Below are 20,972 nucleotides of genomic sequence, written 5' to 3' on the forward strand. Positions count from 1 at the left end.
GGGGCGGAGAGCCTGAAGGCTCTCAAGTTGGCCTGGCGGCCAACTACGGGCCTGACGGCCCGTTAGGTTGCTGTCGCCGTGCCTGACGGCACGGCTGTATTGTCGGTATCGAGTTGGCCCTGGCGGGCCAACTCGATTAGTTTCCGGGGACGTTGGCGGGCCTGACGGCCCGCTCACCAAAAGAGAGAATGTTCTGCCTGACGGCAGAACAGACACCTGGTGATGCACCCTCCCCTGGCGGGGAGGGGAAGTTGACTGGGCTCAGGTGTCGGCGCCTATCGGCGCCGTAATGTCATAGCGAGGTTGTTGCACAGTTATCTGGGTTGCCTACGCTCCCCTGCCGGAGAGCTGCGATGAGTGTTCCAGCTGACGCCTGACGGCGCGCTGGTTAGTCGGCCTGGCGGGCTTGGCAGGATGCCGGAGTGCCCTCGGTAGCGTCCGAAAGCGTGAGCAATGCCGGCCTTTCCGGAAATGGGACGAGGATGCTACCGGTGCCGCGTGGCGGGCGAGGAGCCTGCGTTGGATCCTGCTCAGGTGTGAGAGCCCGAGGAGCCGCTGAGAAATACGGCGAGCGGGCGGAGAGCCGCCTGTCGACGGCTGTGCGTGCAGGCGTACACCACGGGGTTCCTGCATGCTGGTGTCCAGTAGTTGCACACCGTCCTGGAAGGTGTAGAGACCGACCGATTCCCACAGGGCGGCGATCTTCGCGGCATCGGATCGTGAGCGGTTGGACGGATGGGCCACCACATGAAAATCGGCCGCTTCTTCGAGATTCCGCGCACATGTCTGAGGTGAGGCGGCCTAGTGTCAGTGGGCGCTGCCAAGCTGATCGCGCTCGGCCGGAGCCAGGGCCGAGAGCGGAAGTTGACTCGCAGTGCGGGTGGAAGGGACGTGCGGCGTGGCCTTGAGCGCGACGGCTGAACAGGAGGCGGCCCGGGAGGTGTTCGGCGCGGGCCAGGACGTGGCCTTGGTGGCAGGTGCCGGAACGGGCAAGACGTCCACGCTGGTGATGATGGGCTCGGCGACGCGACGGAGGGGCCTGTACGTGGCCTTCAACAGACCGATCGCGGACGAGGCCAAGGGCCGGTTCGGGACAAACGTGGAATGCCGTACGTCGCATTCGCTGGCGCATCGCGCGGTGGGCCGCCGGTTCCAGGGTCGTCTCGACGCCTCTCGTCATATGCCGCTCAAGCGCACGGCGCAGTTGCTGGGGCTGGACCGGGAGCTGGCGGTGGGCAAGCGGCGGCTGAAGCCGACGACGCTGGCCCGGCTCGTGATGGAGATGGTCCGGCGATTTTGTTACAGCACGGATGAGCAGGTGGCGGCCCGGCACCTGGGGCCGGTGAACGGGCTGGATGAGCAGGGCGCGCAGTATCTGGCGGAGGTGCTGCTGAAGCGGGCACGGTGGGCGTGGGAGGACATCTGCTCCCCTGCGGGAAACCTGCCTTTCCAGCACGACCACTACCTGAAGATGTGGGCGTTGACGCGGCCGAGGCTGCGGGCGGACTTCATCCTGCTGGACGAGGCGCAGGACACCAACCCGGTCCTGGAGGAGATCTTTCTGGCGCAGGACGCGCAGCGGGTGTGTGTCGGGGATCCCGCGCAGCAGATCTATGAGTGGCGGCACGCCAAGGACATCATGAGCGGTTTCCCGGGCCAGCGGCTGGAGTTGACGCAGTCGTTCCGGTTCGGGCCGGCGATCGCGGAAGTGGCGAATCGGTGGCTGCGGGCCGCCGGGTCGACGATGCAGCTGACCGGACACGCCCGCGAGGTATCCGGGCTGGGACGGGTGGAGGTCCCTGATGCGGTGCTGTGCCGGGGCAACGCGGACGCCCTCGCCGAGGTGCTGCGCTTCCTCGACCAGGGTGTGCCGGTGGCGCTGGCCGGAGGCGGCAAGCCTCTGCTGAAGATCGCTGAGGCGGCGATCGATCTGCAGGCCGGCCGGCGGACCTCCCATCACGAGCTGTTCCTGTTCTCGTCCTGGGGCGAGGTGCAGGAGTACGCCGAACAGGACTCGGCGGCCGCCGACTTGAAGGCGATCGTGGAACTCGTCGACGCTTATGGGCCGCAGCAGATCATCGCGGCTGTGCAGCAGATGGTCGACGAGGAGCGGGCGCGGGTGGTGGTCTCCACCGTTCACAAAGCCAAGGGACGTGAGTGGCAGCGGGTGCGGATCGGCGACGGATTCACCCCGGAGTCGGATGCACCAAATACCCGCGGCGTGCATCCGGCGGAGGCACGGCTGATCTACGTAGCGGTGACGCGGGCACGCCAGGTGCTGGACGCCACGGGGATCCAATGGGCCGAAGCCCAGATCCGGCAGGCCTCGCGCGGGTCGGTGACGAAAACAGCGGACGGTGTGCCCCTGGCCGCGCTGTCCCTGACCGGCCAGCTGGAGTACCCGCGCTCGCCGATGTCCCTGTTCCTGGCCCGGCATCTGCCCCGGATGGACCGGCTCGTCAGCACGTATCTGCACTGGGCGCAGGGGCTGGGGCCTGCGGTGCAGCCGATGGATGAGCGCCGCCCCGACTACGCGGCTCTGGGACACACCATCGACTACCGGCTGCGGATCAGCCTCGGCCACGGCCCGGGAGACGCAGTGACCACCGGTGTCCGGCTGCTGGGCAGTGCTCTCCCGCTGGCCGGCGCCCCGGCGGCCGAGACCCGCACCGCCCTGTATGGGGCGGGCATCCAACTGCTCGCCCGGCTCGACGCCCACCTGTCGGGCACGTGCCCGCTGGACGAGCAGGACCTGACCCGGCTGTGTCACGTGGCCGGCTTCTACGAGGCCGTCTACCGCAACGGTGTCTTCTCCCGGCGCCGTAACCTGCTTGCCCAAGCGGATGAACGCACCACCCTGGACCAGCTCACCGCGGCGGTACCGGTGTACGTGCTGGAAGACATCGCCGAGCAGATGAAGCTCGCCGAGCAGCCTTTCACACCGTTGAGGCAACTGCCGAAGCAGCAGCGGGTGTGTGGACCGGTGTTCGCCGGCAGCCGCGACCTCGGCGGGGCCGACGCGGACTTCATCACAGGCGGCATGCTGATCGACTGCAAGGCCACCACCCGCGCCCGCACCCTGCACCGATCCGCGGTACACCAGCTCGCCGGATACCTGCTGCTCGACTACGACGACGCATACGCCATCGACCGGGTCGGCCTCTACCTGTCCCGCCACGGCGCCCTGATCTCATGGACGGTCCAGGAGTTCCTCGATGCCCTGGAGGCCAGGCTTCCTCTGCCCGAGCTGCGCGCTTTGCTGCGCGGGCACCTTCGCCAGGCGCAACGTACGGCGCGGTCCGGGAATGCTTGATCAAACGCCTCGTTGGTGTCATAAGAGCGGGCCCGTCAGGCGCGTCGGCCCCGGTGCGGGGCGGCTTTGAGGCATCAGCTGCAGAAGCAGACCGTCCTCGCCGGTTGCACTTCACACCTGGCTGGTAGCCGCTCACGTGGGCGGGCTGTTCGGTTGCTTCGGGCGTGCGATCTGCGTCTCACGCTGCGGTGTGCGAAGACGCGGGGCGCCGGCCAGTCCCGGTCCGGCTCCCTTCGGGGAGGCGGACCGGGGCCGTGACGTTTTCGCGTGGGAAGAAGCGGGCGGTGATGTCCTGGGCGTGAGCACATGCCCGTGTGGGGGGAGTGGGTGTCAGGAGCCGAACCACTTGGCATCGTCGGCTGCGTCGGCCAGGTAGGCGTCAGCGTCGCCGCGTGCCGCCTTGTCCGCTTCGAGCACGAAAGACATGGGGTAGTCGAACGGGGAGGCGAGAACGGCGGTGCCGGTCTCGGGGGCAAGGCGGGGTACCAGATGTCCTGCCGAGGCGTGGGGGCCGTGTGCTTTGAGCGCGGCCAGGGTCTCGGGCGTGGGGTTGAGGGTCATACGTGCGGTGAGTGCGAAATGAGCGGGCCAGGCCGTTGCGGAATAGGCAGCCATGTCCGCCAGGACGGCATCGGGAAGAGGCTGCAATTGCGCTTCCCGGAGATGTTGTTCGGGGTGAGCAACATAGTGAGCAACTGCGAGGGTGGTGCACGGGGCGAGGGCTGCGGCGGGAGAAAGGGCGTCTGGGGACAGGCGGCGGGCGAGCGTGGCGCCCAGCCGGCTTGAGCTCATGAGGAGGGCGTGGCGTGCGTCCCTGGGAAGGGTCTGGAGGACCTTGTCGATGCGGGGCAGGTGTGCGGTGAGGACGCTTTCGTCGGCAATGGCGAGCAGTCCCAGCGCCCAGGTGGCGCGGGAGAGTGGATCGGTGTGGGCGGTGTACTGCTGGCTCCACCAAGCGGTGCTGGTGCGATTGCTGCGCAGTTCCTGCAGCAGACGGCCATAGTCGGGATCGGGGCCGAGGGGCTGCGAGTTCACGGTGATGTCACCGCCGGTGGTGAAGTTGGTTGCTGCGGCGCCGATCACGGTGATCTCTGCTGCCAGCCAGCACGGACCCAGCAGGGCAGCCAGAGCCCGGGCCGCGTTGCTCCAGGGCGAGGTGGTGCTTTTTTGGCCCTTGCGGAAGGCGAGAGCGGTCTGCAGGGCGTCGAAACGCGCATCGCGTTCTTTCAAGCGGGTCAGGGCGGGCTGGCGCTGCTGGCCGAGCAGTTCAGGGTCGTGGTGACCGACGAGTTCCAGGAGCAGCGGGGTGGAGGTGCCGACCGCCATACGCAGGAAGTTCTGTGGTCGCAGGATACGCAGGAGATCAGCCGCGTAGGTGGGGGTGGAGCAGCTGGCCTCGCTGGCATGGCCGTTGAGGACTGCCTGCACGAGTCGCTGTTCGTGGCGGGAGCCGGGCTCCGGGGCCAGGCCGGCGTGCAGGGCTGCTGCGGCTGCGGTGTCGTCGGCGAGGGCCAGGCGCTTGAGGTCGGCTCCGCTGAGCTGGCCGGCGCAGTGGAACGGAGTGCCGAGGTTGAGCCAGGCTGCCTCCTGGCTGGTGCCTAGCGCCGTCTGCATCTGCGGGTACCACCAGGCGTGGAAGGCATGGGAGTCGTCCAGCAGGATAACGGCGAGCTGTAGGCGCTCGGCGGCCGCCAGGGAGGCGGGGTCGTTCGCCACCTGTTCCAGGATCTCGTCGGCGAGGTGCTGGGCGCCGCGGTCGGCGGTGGGCACGGGCAGGTCGTCGTTGGTGGTCAATTCGTGGTGGATGAAGCGGACGCTGAGGTCGTCGAGGAAGAGTTCGGCGGCGCGGCGCTGGGTGCGGGGGCGGCCGCTGAAGACGCCGTCGGCGAGCAGGACCCAGGCGGAAAGGCGCAGTTGACGCGGGCGGGTGCCCTCGTCGCGTTCTTCCTCCAGGGTCTCTACCAGTCCTGCCAGCTCGTTGGGTTTGGCGAAACCCGCGAAGAAGCGGCTGGTATTGAGCCAGTAGCCTCGGCGCACCAGCTCGCGCAGGACGTCCGCGCGGTCGAAGCCGCGCTGGTCCGCGCCGGCGAAGTCATACAGGTAACGGGCGGCGAAGTACTCTCTCAGCGGCTGCACGTCGAACTCGAAGGTGCCCTGCACCTTGCTCGTCAGCGCCCACACGCGGTCGGTGACCGCGGTGAAGAGGTCATCGACCAGGGTGACGTTCTTGTCGACGCTGAACAGGTAGTTCAGGATCGCCCGCTGCAGTTCGCGGGTGGGTAGTTGGCCGTTGCCGCCGTCCCTTTCCGCGCGGGCCTGAAGGTGCCAGCCCAGGTAGGCGGTGACCTCTTCCAGGTCGTTGCGGTGCTCGTCGACCGCGGCGGTCTTCTCCGCCTCCCGGTCCAGGAAGGTCTCCATGTAGGAGGTGTAGAGGTCGGTGCGGTTGGCGGGCACCGAATTGCCGCGCTTGTGCAACAAGTACAGCAGGATGGTCAGCTGCATGGGGTTGTCGGCGAGCTGAGAGATGTGTGGTTCCGCAGAACGCTGGCGGAAGATCCGTTCCAGCGTGCGGTGCTCTCGGTCCGGGATGGCCCGCGCCCGCGCCCACTTGTGCAGGTAGGTGATGCGCAGTGTCTCGCCTAGCCGGTTCAGAGCGATCGTCTCGAAACGCTCGGGGGTCGGTTCTGCCAGCCCCGCTACATTGGGGCGCGTGGTGACGATCATCTGGGGCCGGCAGGCCGTGCGCAACCGCGCCGTGAAGCGGTCAATCTCCTCGACGACCCGAGCGCGGGTCTCGGGGCGTGCGACTTCGTCCAGGCCGTCGAGGACGATGAGGACGGGCAGTCGCTCGATGATGTCGTTGACCGTGGCGACGGTCGCGGGCAGGCCACCGCTGCGGGCGGTGAGCAGATACGCGATGAAGGACTCCATCGAGCCCTGTTTGCGCAGCACGGTGCGGGCGGGACGGTCCTGGTCACCGAAGGGATCGGCACCGGAGAGCCAGGAGGCGTAGTCCCGCAGGTCGATCCTCAGCGGCAGCCGGGGCTCGGTGAGCGGCGCCCGGCCAAGGGCTGATCTCGGGGTGGTGGCGGGGTGTTCATCGCTGAGGTAGGCGGCGCGGTGGAGCTGGCACAGGTACTGACCGAGGGTCGACTTGCCCTGGCCGGGCTCGCCCCGGACCAGGGTGAAGGGCTGTTGCGTGGTCAGCAGGTAGTCGGCGGCCGCACCCAGGGCATCACTCTGCAAGGTCGGGATGCGGGCCCGGCGCACGGCCGTCGGCATCGCCACCCGCACTGCTTCGACGTCGATGAACAGGTCTTCCAGACGGTGAGAGGTCAGCTCGACCTGCTTGAACTTGACCTTGGCGTCCTCGTCCCACTGGGTGGCGATGACCTTCATCGCCAGGGTACGCAGAGCATGATCGTGAGCGGCCTGCCCCGCCCCATCGATCAGATATCGCACCAGGTCCTGCCCGGCGAGCATGTCCGAGTACGCCCACTTCAGTTCGGTGGGTGCCCCGTCCACGCGGGCATCGATGTCGGCCCGCCACCAGATGCGCATGGGGATGCCGAACTGGGCAGCGTACTTGGCCAGAACAACGTCCACCGTGTCCATGGAGCCGCGCTGCGGAACGGCTGTACCGGCGACTGAGGTCAGCAGGTAGTAGGCCTTGGCGCCCTCTTTCACCAGGCGACGGATGTTGTCAGCCTCGCCGTTGATCGCGGCTTTCAGCCAGGTGACCGGGTTCTGCTGCGGCTTGCTGGTCCACTTGACCTGGTAGATGACGAGTCGGCCAGCGTCTTGCCGGGTGGCGTCGCGGCCGCCATCAGAGTGCCCCACCGGGTAGCAGCGGGTGTCGCTGAAGGTGTGCGCGAGCACGGCGTTGCACAGCCGCTGGAATGTCTTCTCCCCCAGCCGTTCATAGAGGTACCGCCCCTCCGGCGCAGCCTCCGGACCGTGCTCTGCTTGTCTGCCCAACGTCCCTGCCCCCTCCCGAGTGCTCTGATGAGCGGTGCCACTGTATGTCGCGCCACTGACATCGCCGTACCCGGTGCGTTTTCCGGCCCACTCCTGACAAAGTGCCGTTGTGTCACGCCGTGGTGTGAGCCCGGACATGGGGCCACGCAGGTCGGGTCATTGCGGGAGCTCGCATTGTGCCAGGGGTAGTCGTCGCTCTCCCGTCGCCCTGACACACTCCGGTCCACATCTGGCGGGCGGTCCTGGAGCTCACTCGGGCATGGTGCGTCACGGGTGGGGCAGAGCAGAGCGGTCCTGGACGGTGATGTGGAGGGTGTGCAGGGGCTGGGTCCGTGTGGGGCGGATGACTTCGAACCAGTCGGTGCCTTCCTGCGGGTGTTGGGAGATACGGCGGTAGTGGCTCCAGCCGAATCCGATGCCGGTCTGCTACGTGGTGTCGCTGTAGCGGCTGCCGATGACCGCTCCCCCGTGCAGGTAGACGGAGTCGAGGGGGCAGGATGCGGCTTCGAGGTGGGCGAGGGCGGCTGCCGCGGCGCGGGGTCAGTACGCTGCGCGCGTAGGAGCTGAAGACGAGGATCTCGTCGACGATGTCCAGCGGCCAGCCTCCCTCCTCCAGCCGGTCGAGCATCTCGTTCAGGAGGGTGGTGGCGCGCTCGCGTTTCACGGACAACCTCCGCTGGTCGATTCGGATGCCGGCGTCTTGGGCCTGTGGTTTCAGCCGATCTGCCCTGGGACGGCGGGGGCCCGGGAGATGATCGTGCTGAGGGTGCCGGTGTAGGTGGTGCCCAGTTCGGTCACGGTCCCCGGGAAGGGTCCCGAGCCGTGGCGCAGGGCGCTGACGTAGTTCTCGGGCAGGAGTACACGGTCGCCGACTTCGAGCGTGCCGGGGCCCTTCCAGCGGTATCCGTAACCGTCGACGGTGACGGCTTGGTCGCCATCCACCTCGAAGCGGCGGTTCTTGGCGTCGAGTTCTTCCCGCAGGGTCTGTATCTGGCGCTCGAGGTGTTCAACCCGGGCGGCCTGGGCGCGCCGGCTCCACTGTCTTTCCTTCGCCCGGCCGGTCTCAAGTCCCTGCTGGTAGGCGTCCACGAGGGCTCTTTCGTGGTCGGTGGTGTGCAGTTTGCAGGCGAAGCTCGGACCGGAGAACTGCGCACGGCAGGGAGCGCCGGACTTGGTGGGGCGCCCGCAAGGCCGGTGATGTACCTCTTCGAACACGGGAGTTCCTCACATGGTGGTGGAGTGGCGACAGGGGGTAGCGTCCTACGAAGTGGTCGGCTGGGAGATGGCCTGCGGGATGCAGGCGGCGGCAGTGTGGCCCGCCTGGGTGCAGGCTGTTCGAAGCGCTGGAGTGTGGCGTGCTTGATACCCAGGTGGCCGACGGCGTCGTGAAGATCGAGTCCTGCGGCTTCGCGGGCTTCCCGGAGGGATTCGGCGTTGTCGTGCCAGACCTGCGGCGCCCCCTCGACGGTGTCCCGGGCGACGCCGGCCCGGGCTGCGGCAAGGGCGGCCTGGATTCGGTCGGCACGGGGTCCGAGCAGGAACCGGGCCAGCCGGGCAGCGTCGGCCTCGCGGTCGACGCCCTCACTCCAGGGCTGGGAGATCTCTTCGAACACGCGGCCTCGGGCCGTGGCACAGTCCTCGCGCTCACCGGGGCCGGCACCGTAGGTGCCGTGCCGGTCACTGGTACCGGCCAGCGTGCTGTCCCTTCGCGAGGTCCATGGCGCGGGCCTCGTCGTCGTCGGTCTCGATCCCGTCGATGACCGCCCGCACCTGCTGGCGTTCCTGTGGGGACAGGACGCTCGCGAGTGCCTCCCCAGCCGCCTGGGCTTCGGGAGCTTCGAAGGTGTGCGGGCTCCAGGCGTGCATCATCAGGATGATTTCCTGCAGGGCGCGCTGGGCGCGCCGAGCGGCTCCACCAGGGCGCATTCAGGCCATTGACTTGAACCTCTCGCTTCATGTCGGCTGATGGCGTCAACCGGTCCTCCTTCGAGGAAGTGAGGTCGGTGTTTACAGGCCGAGTTCGGACAGCGCTGCTTGCCTGTGTGGGCTGAGGCTAGAGCGGCGGCGGCGCAGGTTGCTCAGCCATTGGCCCAGGCGCACGGGGCCACCTTCGGTCTTCTCGACGTGGCGCTGGGGGACGTTGAGATGGCCTTCTCGTTCTCGGAATGCCCGTGCGGCGGCCAGCCCGCGCTGGAAGGCGCGCTCGCGCGTCGGCAGGTGGCTCTCCCCCGCCGGGGATGCGGACGTGCCGGGCAGGTCCGCGAGTCCCAGCTCCTTCAGCAGGCCCTTCTGTTCGGGGTGAAGGCGGTCGGATTGAGCGCGTTGGACCTCAAGCCACTTCTGTTCGTGGGAAGCCGTCTCGTTGTGCTCCAGGCTCTGACGGGCGGCATGGTAGGCCCGTTGCCAGGTGATCGGCCAGGGCGGGTTCCACCACCGGTCCAGGGCAGCGAGGGCAGCGGCGCGCTGCTCGGTAAGGCTCTCGGCGCGTGTGCGCTGGGTGGCCAGCCAGCGGCCGAGGGGGAAGCCATCATGGACTTCCTCGACGGGGGCGGCGAGGTGGCCGTGACGGGCGGCGTAGGCGGCTGCGTGGGCCAGTGCCCGGTCGAAGGCTTGCTGGCGGGGGTCCCAGATGATGCCGAGGCGTTCGAGGGCATGGACGCGTGCGGTGTCGAGGGTGCCTTTGGTGTACAGGTGGCGTTGCCAGGCGAGCCAGCGGCCCAGGGGGTAGCCGTCGGTGTCTTCATAGGCTTGGGGGACGTCGAGGTGGTGGTAGGTGTGGCGGTAGCTGCGGGCTGCGGCAAGGCCACGGCGCCATTCGGCGCTCTTGGGGGCCAGGATCCGGAGTGAGAGGGCGAGAGCGACTTCATCGGCCTGGGTGGGGCGGTCGAAGCGGAGCCAGGCTTCAGGGTCTTCGGGGGATGTGGTGAGGCGGTGGGTACGAGGGTCTGACAGGCGGGCGTCGAGGCGGTCGTCGTGGGCGCGCAGGGCCTGGATGGTGCGCCACAGCGGGGTATAGGCATCGGCGCCGAGGAGGTCGTCGGGATCTTCGTCCGGGGTGAGGTAAACGGGGACGACGAGGGTGGCCTTCTTGCCGGAGCCGGGCTTTTGGCGCAAGGCACGGCCGACGGCCTGGACGGTGTCGACGGGGCTGTCCTTGGGGTCGGCGAAGACGACGGCGTCGATATCAGGGACGTCGATACCCTCGCCCAACACGCGGGCGTTCGACAGGACGGCTGGCGTATCGGGAGTGGTGTGAGAGGTGAACTCGAGCAGGAGACGGCGGCGGATCTGGGGGGCGTGGCTGCCGCTGATCCAGTCCGCCCAGAGCCCCTCGAGCCGCAGTTCGGCGGGGAGCGCGGCGGCAGTGTCCGTCAGGGTGGTGGCGAAGGCCCGGGCGTCGGCAACGCGGTGGTGGAAGGTGAGGATACGGCGCAGCCGGTGGTCGTGGATGGCACGCAATGCGGCGACCTGGCAGCCGGCCAGGCGCAGGCCGTCGACGCCGGCGCCGGGTCCGGTGGCGAGCCAGTCGCGCAGGTCGTGGTCGGTAACGACGGGAACGAGGATCTGATAATCGGCGAGCAGACCGAGGTCGATGGCGTCGGAGAGGTTGAGGTGGTAGGCGACGGGGCCGAACAGGCTTTCATCGTCCATCGAAGCCACCATCTCTGCACCGTCCCCATCCTGAGCGTCCTCGGGGTCCCAGATGCGGGGGGTGGCAGTCAGGTAGAGGCGGCGGGCGGCGGGGAGCTGGTCGTTGTGGTGGACGGCTGCCCAAGCCTTGCCGAGGCGCCCGGCGGTTCGGTGGGCCTCGTCGACGACCACTAGGTCCCAGGGGGGCAGGTGGTGGTCACGGTGGGCGGTGAGGACGGCGGGCAGGGACGCGTAGGTCGCGTACGCGGTGACCGGGCCGGGGCGCGGTGGGGTGGCCAGGGCGGTGAGCTCGCCGGGGTCGGTGGTGAGGGGGGTGTCGGTGCCGAGCGGTTCGTGGTCGAGGGCCTGGCGTGCGGAGCAGACGGCGATGGTGGCGCCTTTGCGTCCGGCGGCGCGCCAGGAGCGGATCGTCTGGGAGAGCAGGTCCAGTGTGGGCAGGAGGACCAGGACCCGGCCGCGGGGGGCGATGCGGGCGGTGGTGCGGGCGGCGATCAGGGTTTTGCCCGTGCCGCAGGCGGCGATCACGCTCGCGCGGGTGTGGTGGCGGAGCGTGGCGGTAGCGGCGGCGACGGCTTCCTTTTGGTGGGGCCGTAGCTCGATGTCGGGGGCCATGGAGGTGCAGCGCTCCGTGAGGGTCGGCTGGGTGCTCAAGAGGGCGTGGCGAAAGCTCCGCTCTCCTGAGCAGGTTATTCGGCTGCTTCGGTTAGGTGGGCGAGGGTGGAGCCGGTGGGGCCTTTTCGGACGTGGAGGCGCTGGGTGATGCGGCGGCGCAGTTCGGGGACGTGGCTGATGACGCCGACGGTGCGGTCGTGGGCGCGTAGGGAGTCCAGGACGTCGAGGACATTGTGGAGGGTGTCGTCGTCGAGGGTGCCGAAGCCTTCGTCGATGAAGAGGGTGTCGAGGGGGTTGCCGCCGGCTTCGTGGGTGACGACGTCGGCGAGGCCGAGGGCAAGGGCGAGGGAGGCGAAGAAGGATTCGCCGCCGGAGAGGGTGTCGGTCTTGCGGGGGTGGCCGGTCCAGGCGTCGGTGATTTCGAGGCCGAGGCCGGAGCGGGCGCCGTGGGCTGCTTGGTGGTCGGAGTGGCGCAGGGTGTAGCGGCCGTCGGACATCAGGCTGAGGCGGGTGTTGGCTGCGGTGACGACTTGTTCGAGGCGGGCGGCCAGGACGTAGGCCTCCAGTTGCATGCGGACTCGGGTGCCAGAGGCGTTGCCGGTGAGCAGGTCGGCGAGGTGGCGGGCGGTGTTGTGGGCCTGCTCGAGTGCCTGCAGGCGTTCGACGACCTCGGCCAGGGCGGTGGTGAGGTCGGTGAGGTTGGTGGTGCGGGTCTGGGCGGTGCTGGCGGTGGTGACCACTTGGGCGTGCTGGTCGTCTGCTGCCGTGCGCAGGGCTGCCGCAGCTTCGATGTCGGCGGCTGGCTGGGCTGCTGCTTTCTGCAGGACGGGGTCGTCGAGGACAGCTTGGTGGGAGGCGCGGGCCTCGCGCCATTGGTGGATCTCTTCCTCGAGGTCGCCTAGGTCCTGCTCGCTGAGCAAGGCCTGTTCTGCGGTGGCGAGGGTGTCGAAGCCCTGGGAGGTGGCGGCGTCGGTGGCTTCGCTGGTACGGGTGTGCAGGGCCTTGATGGCGGTGGTGGCGGTGCGGGATGCCTCGGCTGCCTGCTCGAGGTGGTCGGCGGTGTGGGTGAGGTCGTCGATGCGGGCCGCCAGGGTGGGGGCCGTGCCGCGGGCGGCGTCGAGTTTCTCGGTGAGCTCTGCTTGCCGCTGGGACAGGGTGTCGTAGCTGGCGTTGCGGGCGGACAGGCCGGCGGTGGCGACACTGTCCTGCTGGGTCATGGTGATGTGTTCGCGGTCCAGCGCGAGGAGTTTCTCCTCGACGGTTCCGCGGTCGGCGGCACGCTTAAGGGCGTCGGCCAGCTGAGCGGCGAGTGCCTTGTGTTCGGTCTTGAGGTTGGCCAGCGGGGTGTCGCCGGCTTCGCCGGTGGCACTGGCGGCGTTCTCGCGAAGCTGCTGCAGCTCGACCGTGATCGCGTCGCGCTGTTGCTGGGCGCGCTGGTGGGTTTCCTCGGCGGCTTGTTCGTCCTCGCGGGTGGGATGTCCGTCGGGAGCCTGGGCGCGAGCCGGGTGGGAGCGGGAGCCGCAGACCGGGCACGGTGTGCCGTCGGTGAGGCCGGCGGCGAGTTCGGCGGCCATGCCCTCGGTGCGTCGGCGGCGGATGTCGATGTGGGCCTGGGCGGCCTGTTCGGTTTCCTTCTGGGCGGCGCCCAGGCGCTGCTCGGTGGTGGTGATCTGTGCCAGATGGGCGTCGCGGCGTTCGGCGGCCGCCACGCGGCCGTTGAGAGTCTCGAGCTGGGTCTGGTGGCGGCGGCTTTCTTCCTCGGCCTCGCGGGCGGCTTCGCGGCGGGCTTGGAGGGTGGTGCGCTGGGTGGTCTCCTGCTCGAGCCAGTGGCGGGCGGTGCGCTGCTGGACGGTGAAGTCCTGCCGTTCGGCGTCGATGCGCTTCAGGTCGGTAGTGAGTTGGTGGAGGGTGGCTTCCTCCGGAAGCAGGGTGTTCAGCACGGCGATGCCGTCGCGTATGCGCTGCCCGGCCGCGATGAGGTCGGCAGTCTGCAGCGTGGCGTGCTCGGGGAGCAGCCGGGTGCGGGCGGTGCTTTCGCTGTCCTGGGCGTGGGTGTGGTCGGCGCGGGCGGTGTTGACGGCGTGCAGCAGTGGTGCCAGCTGCTGGGCGCGCCGGGCTTGTTCCCGGCGCCGGCCGAGGGTTTGTTGATGGGGGGTCTGCTCGTCCAGCTTGTCCAGTTGTTCACGGGCGGTGGTGTGGGTGGTCTGCTGCCTGTGCAGTTCGCGGGTGGCGGCTTCCAGGTTTTGGTGGGTGAGCTGGTTCTTCTTGGCCGTCTCGGCGTCTGTCTGGGCGGCGAGGGCGTCGGCCTGGCTGGCTTGGATGAGGTCTTTGGCCCAGGTCAGGGCGGGGCCGGTCAGGGCGTGCGCGGCGTCGGGTGTGGGGGCGTCGTGCTGGGATTTGAGGTCCGGGCCGGCGGCTTGGTGGATGCGGGCCGCCAGGTGCAGCACTTCGTCGCGGGTGGCGTCGCGGTTCTTCTGGGTGGTGCGGCTGTGGTCGTTCAGCCAGCGTTCGATGAAGGCGTACCGGTCGGTGTGGAAGAGCTTGCCGAGGAGTTCGCGGCGCTTGCCGGCATCGGCGTAGAGGAATTTGGTGAACTCGTTCTGGGGCAGGAGGACCACCTGGCAGAACTGGGTTCGGCTCATGCCGAGCAGGTCTTTGATCTCTTTGCCGGCTTCCTGGTGGGACTTGCTGGAGGCCTCCCAGTGTCCCTGTCCCAGTGCGTCGGTCGTGAAGCGGCTGAGCCGGGTCTCGGCCTTCTGGACGGTGTCACCCGTGCTGTTCTTCTTGGGGCGCATCTGCTGGGGGACGCGGTCGATGAGCATTCGGTGGCCGCCGATGGTGACGTCCAGGGTGACTTGGGTGAGCAGGTCGGCCGGGGCGTGGTGGCTGCGCAGCATCAGGTCGCGGTCGACCGGGGGTTCGCCGTACAGGGCGAAGCAGATGGCGGTGAACAGGGTGCTCTTCCCGGCGCCGGTGTCGCCGTGGAGCAGGAACAGGCCGTCGGCACCAAGAGCGTCGAAGTCGATGGTGTGGGTGCCGGCGAAGGGTCCGATTGCCTGCAGGGTGAGGCGGTGCAGGCGCATCAGACGGTTTCCTTCTGCAGTTCGTTCACGCGGGCGGCATCGACAGCCGTCTGGAGCAGGGCGTGTTCGTCGGGGGTGGGGGCGGTGCCGCGCATGTCGGTGATGAAGTCGCTGGCGATGTCGAGTTCGCTGCGGCCGCGGAGGCGTTCGGTGTAGGTGGGGGTGTCGGTGGCCTGGGCAGGGATGAAGACGCGTTGGTGCTTGAGGCTGAGTGTGTGGGGGAAGCGTCGGCGCAGCCGGGCCATGGCCTCGAAGGGCAGGGCTGGGTCGGTGAGCGTGACCTCGAGCCAGGCGTCTTTCAAGTGTTCGTGGGCGGGGTGGGTGAGGAGGTCTTCGAGGAGGCCTTCGATGCGTTCCAGGCGGTGCGGGGTCGGGCAGGGCAGACGCTTCAGGGTGGGGGCCGTGCCGGGGGTGAGGTCGACCAGGGTGAAGGACTTGGTGTGGGTGGCCTCGGAGAAGGAGTAGGCCAGCGGGGAGCCGCTGTAGTGGACTCGGTCGGTGACTTTCTGGGGGCCGTGGAGGTGTCCGAGGGCGACGTAGTCGATGCCGTCGAAGACCTGCGCGCCGACGTGGGCGACACCGCCGACGCTGAGGTCGCGTTCGCTGTCGGACTCCTCCACCTGCTGGTTCTCGCTCTGGCCGGTGCCGGGGGTGACGAAGGCGTGGGCGATGACCACCGAGCGGGTTCCGGCCGGCTGGCGGCCGGTGAGGTCAGCGTGGATCTTGTCCAGGGCGGCGGTGAGTACCGCGTGGTGGGAGGTGGCCTCCGCCTCCAGCTGGGTGCGGACCATTGACGGCTCGAGGTAGGGGATGCCGTACACGGCGACCGGGCCGTCAGCGTCGGTCAGGAGGACCGGGACGTCGCAGGTGTCCGGGTCGGTGCGCAGGTGGATCCCGGCGCGGGTGAAGAGGCCTGATCCGACGCCGAGGCGGTGGGCCGAGTCGTGGTTTCCGCTGATCATGATGATGGGCACGTCGAGGTCGGCGAGCTGGTGCAGGGCGCGGTTGAACAGACGTACTGCGTCCAGGCTTGGGATGGCCCGGTCGTAGATGTCGCCGGCCACGAGGATGGCGTCGACGTCTTCGGCGCGGGCTGTGTCGACCAAGTGGTCGAGGAAGGCTTCCTGGGCGGGCAGAAGGTCTTCTCTGTGGAACCGGCGGCCAAGGTGCCAGTCCGAGGTGTGCAAGAACCGCATGAGCACAGACAGTAGCTATGGGCATTGCAGTTACGGGCGGTTTTCCTGATAAACGGCGATCAGAGTGGGGGGCCGCGCTGTGTGGGGTCTCCGGCTGCAACCAGCGGCGGACGAGGTCTGCCACCGGGTGGTTGTCAGTGGCAGGAGGCAAGATAGCGGTGGGGGGAAGGAGGATGTGATGTCGACATCGCGTTCTACCAGCAGTGGATCCGTGGTGGCACCGGGCGGGTGCCGTTGGTGTGGGATTGAGGCACGAGGTCACGGCCGGCAGCATGTGGCGGGGGTGGGCTGGCATGCGTGGACGGCTCCGACGCTGCAACAGCGTAAAGAGCGGATGTTGCAGCGTCGTGCCGACCGATCGGTCAGGACGCCAGAGTCTGGATGTCCTTGAAAGCGTCCCTCAGCTGTGGGGGGACGTCCTCGGCGCTGGTGAGGGTGGTCACGAGCGAGTAGAGCATGTCGTCCTTGCCGTCGGGGCTCGTCCGCTCGGCGCCTTCTTTGATCATGGTCAGAACACAGGCGCTGAATTTTCCGCTGCGGTGAGCGGTGAAGTCCTCGGCGGTCCATTCCTGGCCTTCGGGACGCGGCCAATGGGTGTTGGCGGCCACGGCCCACTGGGGGTCGGTGAAGAGCTCCTCGAGTTCGTTGTAGCCGTCGGCTTCACCGATATAGGTGACCTGGGTGGCGAGGTCGAGTCCGGCTCTGATGAGCCGTTCGGTCTTGAAGTGCTTGTTGGTGCGGCTGTCGGCATCGACCATCAGCATGACCGTGCGGTGGTTCTTGACGAGGTAGCCGGCCAAATGGAGGGCTCCCTCGTTATTGCCGCAGGCCCACAAGGCGATGCCGGCCGCCTGGAGGGACAGGCCCTGGGAAAGGCGGAACAGCACGGGCAGACACTGTTGTTCGGTGGGACCTTCCACGGCGAGGAAGCAGCGCTCGTGCAGGAGGACGGAGTTACGCAGTCCCACGGCAGCGGCGATCTGGCCGAGGTGGAAGTCGACGCCGTCGTGGGATTCGTCTGCAAGGCGCTCGACGACGGTTCGGCCTCTGTCGCTGAGGCGAAGGTGGACGACATCGGCGATGTCGACACCATCGATGAGGTTCATGGAGTGGGTGGCGACCACCACGCTGACATGGGGCAGGGCGCACTGCTTGCGGATGATCTCCATCACGGTGCGTTGGTGGCGGTAGTCGAGGTGGGTGTCGGGCTCGTCGTACACGACGATGGTCTGCGTCGGCTCCGGCTCGTCCCCCTCCCCTGCGGCGGCGAGTTCGCTGTTTTCCAGCAGGTTGCTGGTCCATTCCCACACGGCGAGCGCGATCCGGCGGTTGCTCCCCTGACCTGAACGGGTGAGGTCGACCGGTTCGCCGTCGGCCTTGGAGACCTCCAGCGGAGCGCGTTTGAAGCCTCCCTTGAAGGACACTTCCGGCTTGACCTGCACCCCGACGAACTCTCGGCAGTGCCGGCGGATGTGCTGGCACAGGGAGTCGGCTTCCTTCTCCAGACGCTGAGTGATCTCCGTTTCAATCTCCCGCACCCGCCCCTGGAGCGTCTCGTCCTCCAGGTAGGTTTCGTAGCAGCTACTCAGGGCGGTGCGCACCGCGTCGTCCGGGCGCTCGTCCTTGCCTCCGAATGACAGCAGCCGGGGCAGCCGTTCCTGGAGCTCCTTAGGAAGAGCCTGCCACTGCTCGACCTGAGGTGCAGTGGCTGCGTAGGCGGTGACGGCCTGCACCAAGTCCTCTTTGAGGGTTCCCTCGGGCATCAGGGAGAACTCGGCCACCAGCTCCGCCAATTCGCCTTTCAGCAGCCTGGCCACGTCGTGGAGTCGGTTGTCGGCCGGACGGGAACCGTGGTACTCCCACCGGGCTGTCTGGCCTTCTTCGGCGATGCGGCGGATCCGCACGGTCTTCGGCAGGGCGGTGGCGGCTTGCTCACCAGCATCAAGAGTGAAGAAGCCCTCCACCCATGTTTCGGAGCAGCGGTCGCCTGGGGCGTCTCCCGCCTGCTGGTAGGTACGGTCCTCGTCCGTCAGACGATGATGTCCCAGGAGGAAGGCCAGCGCTGTCAGTACAGCACTCTTGCCGCCGTCATTACGGCCGGCCAAGATCGTCGGACTGCTGACGGGGATGTCCTCCACACGAGCCAGGGAACGGAAGCCGCACGCGGAGAAACGAGTGAGGTACACAGTCGACGTGCTCCGAATCTCCCCTTCCCCGGCCGGTAGGGGTGACGTGCGGTGATAGATGGACAGAAGGGGCGCGCGGGACGCCAGCGCAGACCGTCATACTAGAGGTATCCACCACAACAACCGCACGTTTCCCGCTACTTGTATCGACTCAACGCTGCCCGGTCGTGACCGAATATCTGGTTCGCAACCTGCTCCTCGGAGCCTGACCGCGTCCGCCCGGGCATCTCATGAGTGCTGTGAGCCTACTGGCGGGACCGAAGCCCGTCCCTGGACTTGAGGGTGGCAGTGGCTGCGTATGCAGGGGTGAGCCGCTCGGAGTGAGTGGTTACCCCTACCTCCGGAGCTGGCGGGTTGTGTCGCACACGGTTTGTGGGCCTCGAGCAGGAGCGCGCCCCAACCTGGACCAGTGCAAAAGGAGCTTCAACAGGAAGCCGGCGCCCGAGGCCCCCGGCCGGGGGCCGAGCGGGAAGTAGGCGGGACCGAGCGGGGACCCGGTAGTCGAGGTAAGGCCGCCGAGCGGGCAGGAACATGCCTGGGTAGGGCTGAGGCCGAGACGTGGGGTTCTGGGGCGCTGAGGCCGGGGGGGCATCAGCGGCCGCTTGAGTCGTAGGAGTAGGTACTCACACGGGCGCCGGTCGTCTTGTCCAGCATGTGCGGCCTGTTGTCCTTGCTGTCGTCGTAGGTGTACGCCGTACGCGTGACGCCGACCGCCCGACTACGTACCACGGACCGAATCGATCCACCGGAGAACACCATGCACCCGCCGCCCCCGTCGCCCCGATCCCGGCCCGGGGCCGGCCGCCTGTTGCAGCTCCACCGCGGCGACTGCTACATGGCGGGCAAGCGGCACAGGACGGTCGACCGGGAGGAGGCACGGCGGCTGCTCGCCTACGGCATCACCGCCTGCACGCACTGCCGCCCCGACACCGGCCTCGGCATCATCGGCCTAGTACTGCAACGGTGCCCGCGAGCTGGATGCCAGCAAAGCAGAAACGGATCCTCCCAGCTCATCCACCTCAGCCTCGCCGAGATACGACGGCTGATCACCCGCCTCACCGACCGCCGGCCCACACCCGTCGAGCACATCCTGCACTGGTCCACCTGGCGCCGACGACGACAACACCAAGCCCGCACCAGCCACTACAAACGACGCGGACACAGCCCCTGACCTGGCCATCAATCACGACAAGCACCGTTGCAGTACTAGGCGTCGGGGCTCTCGCCGCTGGAATAGATCGGGTACTCGGTGGTGTAGTCCTCGACGGGCGTGGCCATGTCTGCGGTGAACTGGGCGCGCGCCTGTCGGTCCTCGTCGCTGAGTGGTGGGTGCACGGGGTCGGTGGCCGGAGCGCGCCAGAGCTGGATTAGGTGGTGTTCTCCGTGGTCGCCGATTCCGGGGTATGGGTCGTCGGTGTGGCAGTACAGGCGCATGCGTACCCCGTCACCGCCCTCGGCGGTGGGCGGCACCTGCAGGGGTGGTTCGTCTTCGGGCCAGGCGTCCCAGAAGTCGCCCTGCCCGATCATGGCCAGGCAGAGGTCGGGGATGCCGGGGCGCAGGCTGATCTCCTCTGGGGGCTCCCAGCCGTCGTCGGTTTCGGGGGCGGGTGGGGCGTCGTGGACCTGGACGGTCATCTGCACGGGGCCGGTGTCGGTGATGGGCAGGACGACGGCGAGGGCTTCGGTGGCGGGGCCGCAGCGCCAGCCGAACGGCATCTCCCGGGGGAAGTCGTAGTCGTCGTCGAAGCCGATGAGGTAGCCGTGTTCGCCGGCATCGACGGTGAACGTCACTTCACGCAGCAGCATGCAGACCCCTTTTTTTCATCGCAGACGGTGCCCCGCTCCCCGGACGCTGCGGGGAGCGGGTCCCCTTGCTTGGCGGCGAGTGTAGAGGCGACTAGACGATCACGTAGAAGGGATCGCGGTCCATGACGTGCATCTGGCCGCGCCAGGCGGTGATGCGTCCGCCCTGGGCCTTGTTCTCGCTGACCTTCACCCAGGTGATCTCCCGCTGGCCGGCCGCAAGGTGGGTGCCGCCTTCGTAGCTGGAGGCGAAGGGGTACTCGTCGCAGGAGGTGCGGCCGGCGCGCTGCATGTCCGGCGGCGCGGTGCGCGGGCACACTGCCTTGCGGTTCTTGTCCTCCTGCGTCTTGTTGATCATCCAGTGCAGCGGCTTGCCGCCGTAGGGGTCACCGTAGTGGCCACCGCGGGAGCGAAGCTTGCGGATGCCTTCGTCGATGCGGGCAAGGCCCACCATGCTCACGCCGGTGGGGACTTCCGGGATGGCGCAGCCGGCGCGGCTTGCTCGAGTGCTGCCGTAGTAGTTGTCGCAGCGGTAGAGGGCCGAGCCGTAGGAGACGGTGCCGGGGCTGTAGCCGGGCTTGGTGAAGGTGTAGGTGTACGTGGTCTTCGTCTTGGGGTTGATCTTCTTCGGAGCGATGCTGGTCTTGTAGCCGACGTTGCCGTCGGCCGCACTGCTGCTGAGGATGTGCCCCTGCGAGAAGTGGATGGCGGCCTTGGTGCCGCCTCCGGACGCAGCGGCGATGTTGACGGCGACGCCCTTGCCCGCGCGGGTGGTGCGCGCCTTGGAGACGTGGAACTTCTCCGACCAGTTCGAGGAGTTCGTCTTGAGGGTCATCTGGTGCTTGACGTCGAAGTCGACGGTGCCTTCGAGGACCGGCTCCCCGTCGATGACCTTGATGACGTCGACGTGGATGGTGACCCACTCGCACTCATTGAACCGGTTGATCGTGATCTTGTTGATGGTGCAGGTGGCATTGGATGCCGGACGGGCGAGTTCGTTCACCTGGGACTGGGCCGAGCCGATGGTGACCCGCAGCTGTCCAGCGCCGGTGCCGGGCGGGTCGGCCAGAGCTGACGGGGCGGCTGTTGTCAGCAGCCCCAGGGTTACAGCCCCCGTTGTGAGCAGCGCTCTCAGTTTCAACTTGTACCC

The 20,972-nt window shown here is 68.1% G+C and carries 11 protein-coding genes and 1 pseudogene; 2 read left to right on the forward strand and 10 right to left on the reverse strand.

Annotated features, from left to right (window positions below):
• Window positions 1-898: 898 nt before the first annotated feature.
• Window positions 899-3,313 (forward strand): UvrD-helicase domain-containing protein, encoded by a 2,415-nt coding sequence (locus ACIQVT_RS00005; RefSeq protein WP_403745419.1) that lies wholly within the window; start codon window positions 899-901, stop codon window positions 3,311-3,313.
• A gap of 330 nt (window positions 3,314-3,643) precedes the next feature.
• Here ACIQVT_RS00005 and ACIQVT_RS00010 read toward each other — a convergent pair whose 3' ends face one another.
• From ACIQVT_RS00010 to ACIQVT_RS00045, 8 genes are all read right to left on the reverse strand, one after another.
• On the reverse strand, window positions 3,644-7,291 hold the full coding sequence (locus ACIQVT_RS00010) for an NACHT domain-containing protein (protein ID WP_403745420.1): 3,648 nt from the start codon (window positions 7,289-7,291) through the stop codon (window positions 3,644-3,646).
• 714 nt (window positions 7,292-8,005) lie between these two features.
• Window positions 8,006-8,380 (reverse strand): hypothetical protein, encoded by a 375-nt coding sequence (locus ACIQVT_RS00015; RefSeq protein ID WP_403745421.1) that lies wholly within the window; start codon window positions 8,378-8,380, stop codon window positions 8,006-8,008.
• 588 nt (window positions 8,381-8,968) lie between these two features.
• Complete coding sequence (locus ACIQVT_RS00020) at window positions 8,969-9,160, reverse strand: hypothetical protein (protein ID WP_403745422.1); 192 nt, start codon at window positions 9,158-9,160, stop codon at window positions 8,969-8,971.
• A 138-nt stretch (window positions 9,161-9,298) separates the two neighbouring features.
• A complete protein-coding gene (locus ACIQVT_RS00025; RefSeq protein WP_403745423.1) occupies window positions 9,299-11,554 on the reverse strand; it encodes a Helicase associated domain protein in 2,256 nt (751 codons plus the stop codon).
• 74 nt (window positions 11,555-11,628) lie between these two features.
• Complete coding sequence (locus ACIQVT_RS00030; RefSeq protein WP_403745424.1) at window positions 11,629-14,637, reverse strand: AAA family ATPase; 3,009 nt, start codon at window positions 14,635-14,637, stop codon at window positions 11,629-11,631.
• On the reverse strand, window positions 14,637-15,833 hold the full coding sequence (locus ACIQVT_RS00035) for an exonuclease SbcCD subunit D (RefSeq protein WP_403745426.1): 1,197 nt from the start codon (window positions 15,831-15,833) through the stop codon (window positions 14,637-14,639). The genes ACIQVT_RS00030 and ACIQVT_RS00035 overlap by 1 nt, the downstream gene beginning before the upstream one ends.
• Window positions 15,834-16,195: 362 nt before the next feature.
• Entirely contained in the window at window positions 16,196-18,019 is a 1,824-nt protein-coding gene (locus tag ACIQVT_RS00040) for an ATP-dependent nuclease (RefSeq protein WP_403745427.1), read from the reverse strand.
• A 591-nt stretch (window positions 18,020-18,610) separates the two neighbouring features.
• Window positions 18,611-18,748, reverse strand: a complete 138-nt coding sequence (locus ACIQVT_RS00045; protein ID WP_403745429.1) for a hypothetical protein — start codon at window positions 18,746-18,748, stop codon at window positions 18,611-18,613.
• A gap of 106 nt (window positions 18,749-18,854) precedes the next feature.
• On the opposite strand from ACIQVT_RS00045, the pseudogene ACIQVT_RS00050 reads away from it, so the two are divergent.
• Window positions 18,855-18,899 (forward strand): annotated as a pseudogene (locus tag ACIQVT_RS00050) (hypothetical protein); the annotation flags it as partial.
• A gap of 326 nt (window positions 18,900-19,225) precedes the next feature.
• On the opposite strand, the gene ACIQVT_RS00055 reads toward ACIQVT_RS00050, so the two are convergent.
• Together ACIQVT_RS00055 and ACIQVT_RS00060 are read right to left on the reverse strand one after the other, a co-directional pair.
• Complete coding sequence (locus ACIQVT_RS00055; RefSeq protein WP_403745431.1) at window positions 19,226-19,825, reverse strand: hypothetical protein; 600 nt, start codon at window positions 19,823-19,825, stop codon at window positions 19,226-19,228.
• 91 nt (window positions 19,826-19,916) lie between these two features.
• Window positions 19,917-20,963, reverse strand: coding sequence for a NucA/NucB deoxyribonuclease domain-containing protein (locus ACIQVT_RS00060; protein ID WP_403745432.1), 1,047 nt, complete (start codon window positions 20,961-20,963; stop codon window positions 19,917-19,919).
• Between the last annotated feature and the right edge of the window lie 9 nt (window positions 20,964-20,972).

The sequence above is a fragment of the Streptomyces sp. NPDC100445 genome, from assembly GCF_044759735.1.
Taxonomy (GTDB): domain Bacteria; phylum Actinomycetota; class Actinomycetes; order Streptomycetales; family Streptomycetaceae; genus Streptomyces.

Coding starts and splice junctions, on each gene's coding strand:
- ACIQVT_RS00020 (WP_403745422.1), bottom strand. CDS start 9,160: ATGATGCACGCCTGGAGCCCGCACACCTTCGAAGCTCCCGAAGCCCAG.
- ACIQVT_RS00035 (WP_403745426.1), bottom strand. CDS start 15,833: ATGCGGTTCTTGCACACCTCGGACTGGCACCTTGGCCGCCGGTTCCAC.
- ACIQVT_RS00030 (WP_403745424.1), bottom strand. CDS start 14,637: ATGCGCCTGCACCGCCTCACCCTGCAGGCAATCGGACCCTTCGCCGGC.
- ACIQVT_RS00055 (WP_403745431.1), bottom strand. CDS start 19,825: ATGCTGCTGCGTGAAGTGACGTTCACCGTCGATGCCGGCGAACACGGC.
- ACIQVT_RS00025 (WP_403745423.1), bottom strand. CDS start 11,554: ATGGCCCCCGACATCGAGCTACGGCCCCACCAAAAGGAAGCCGTCGCC.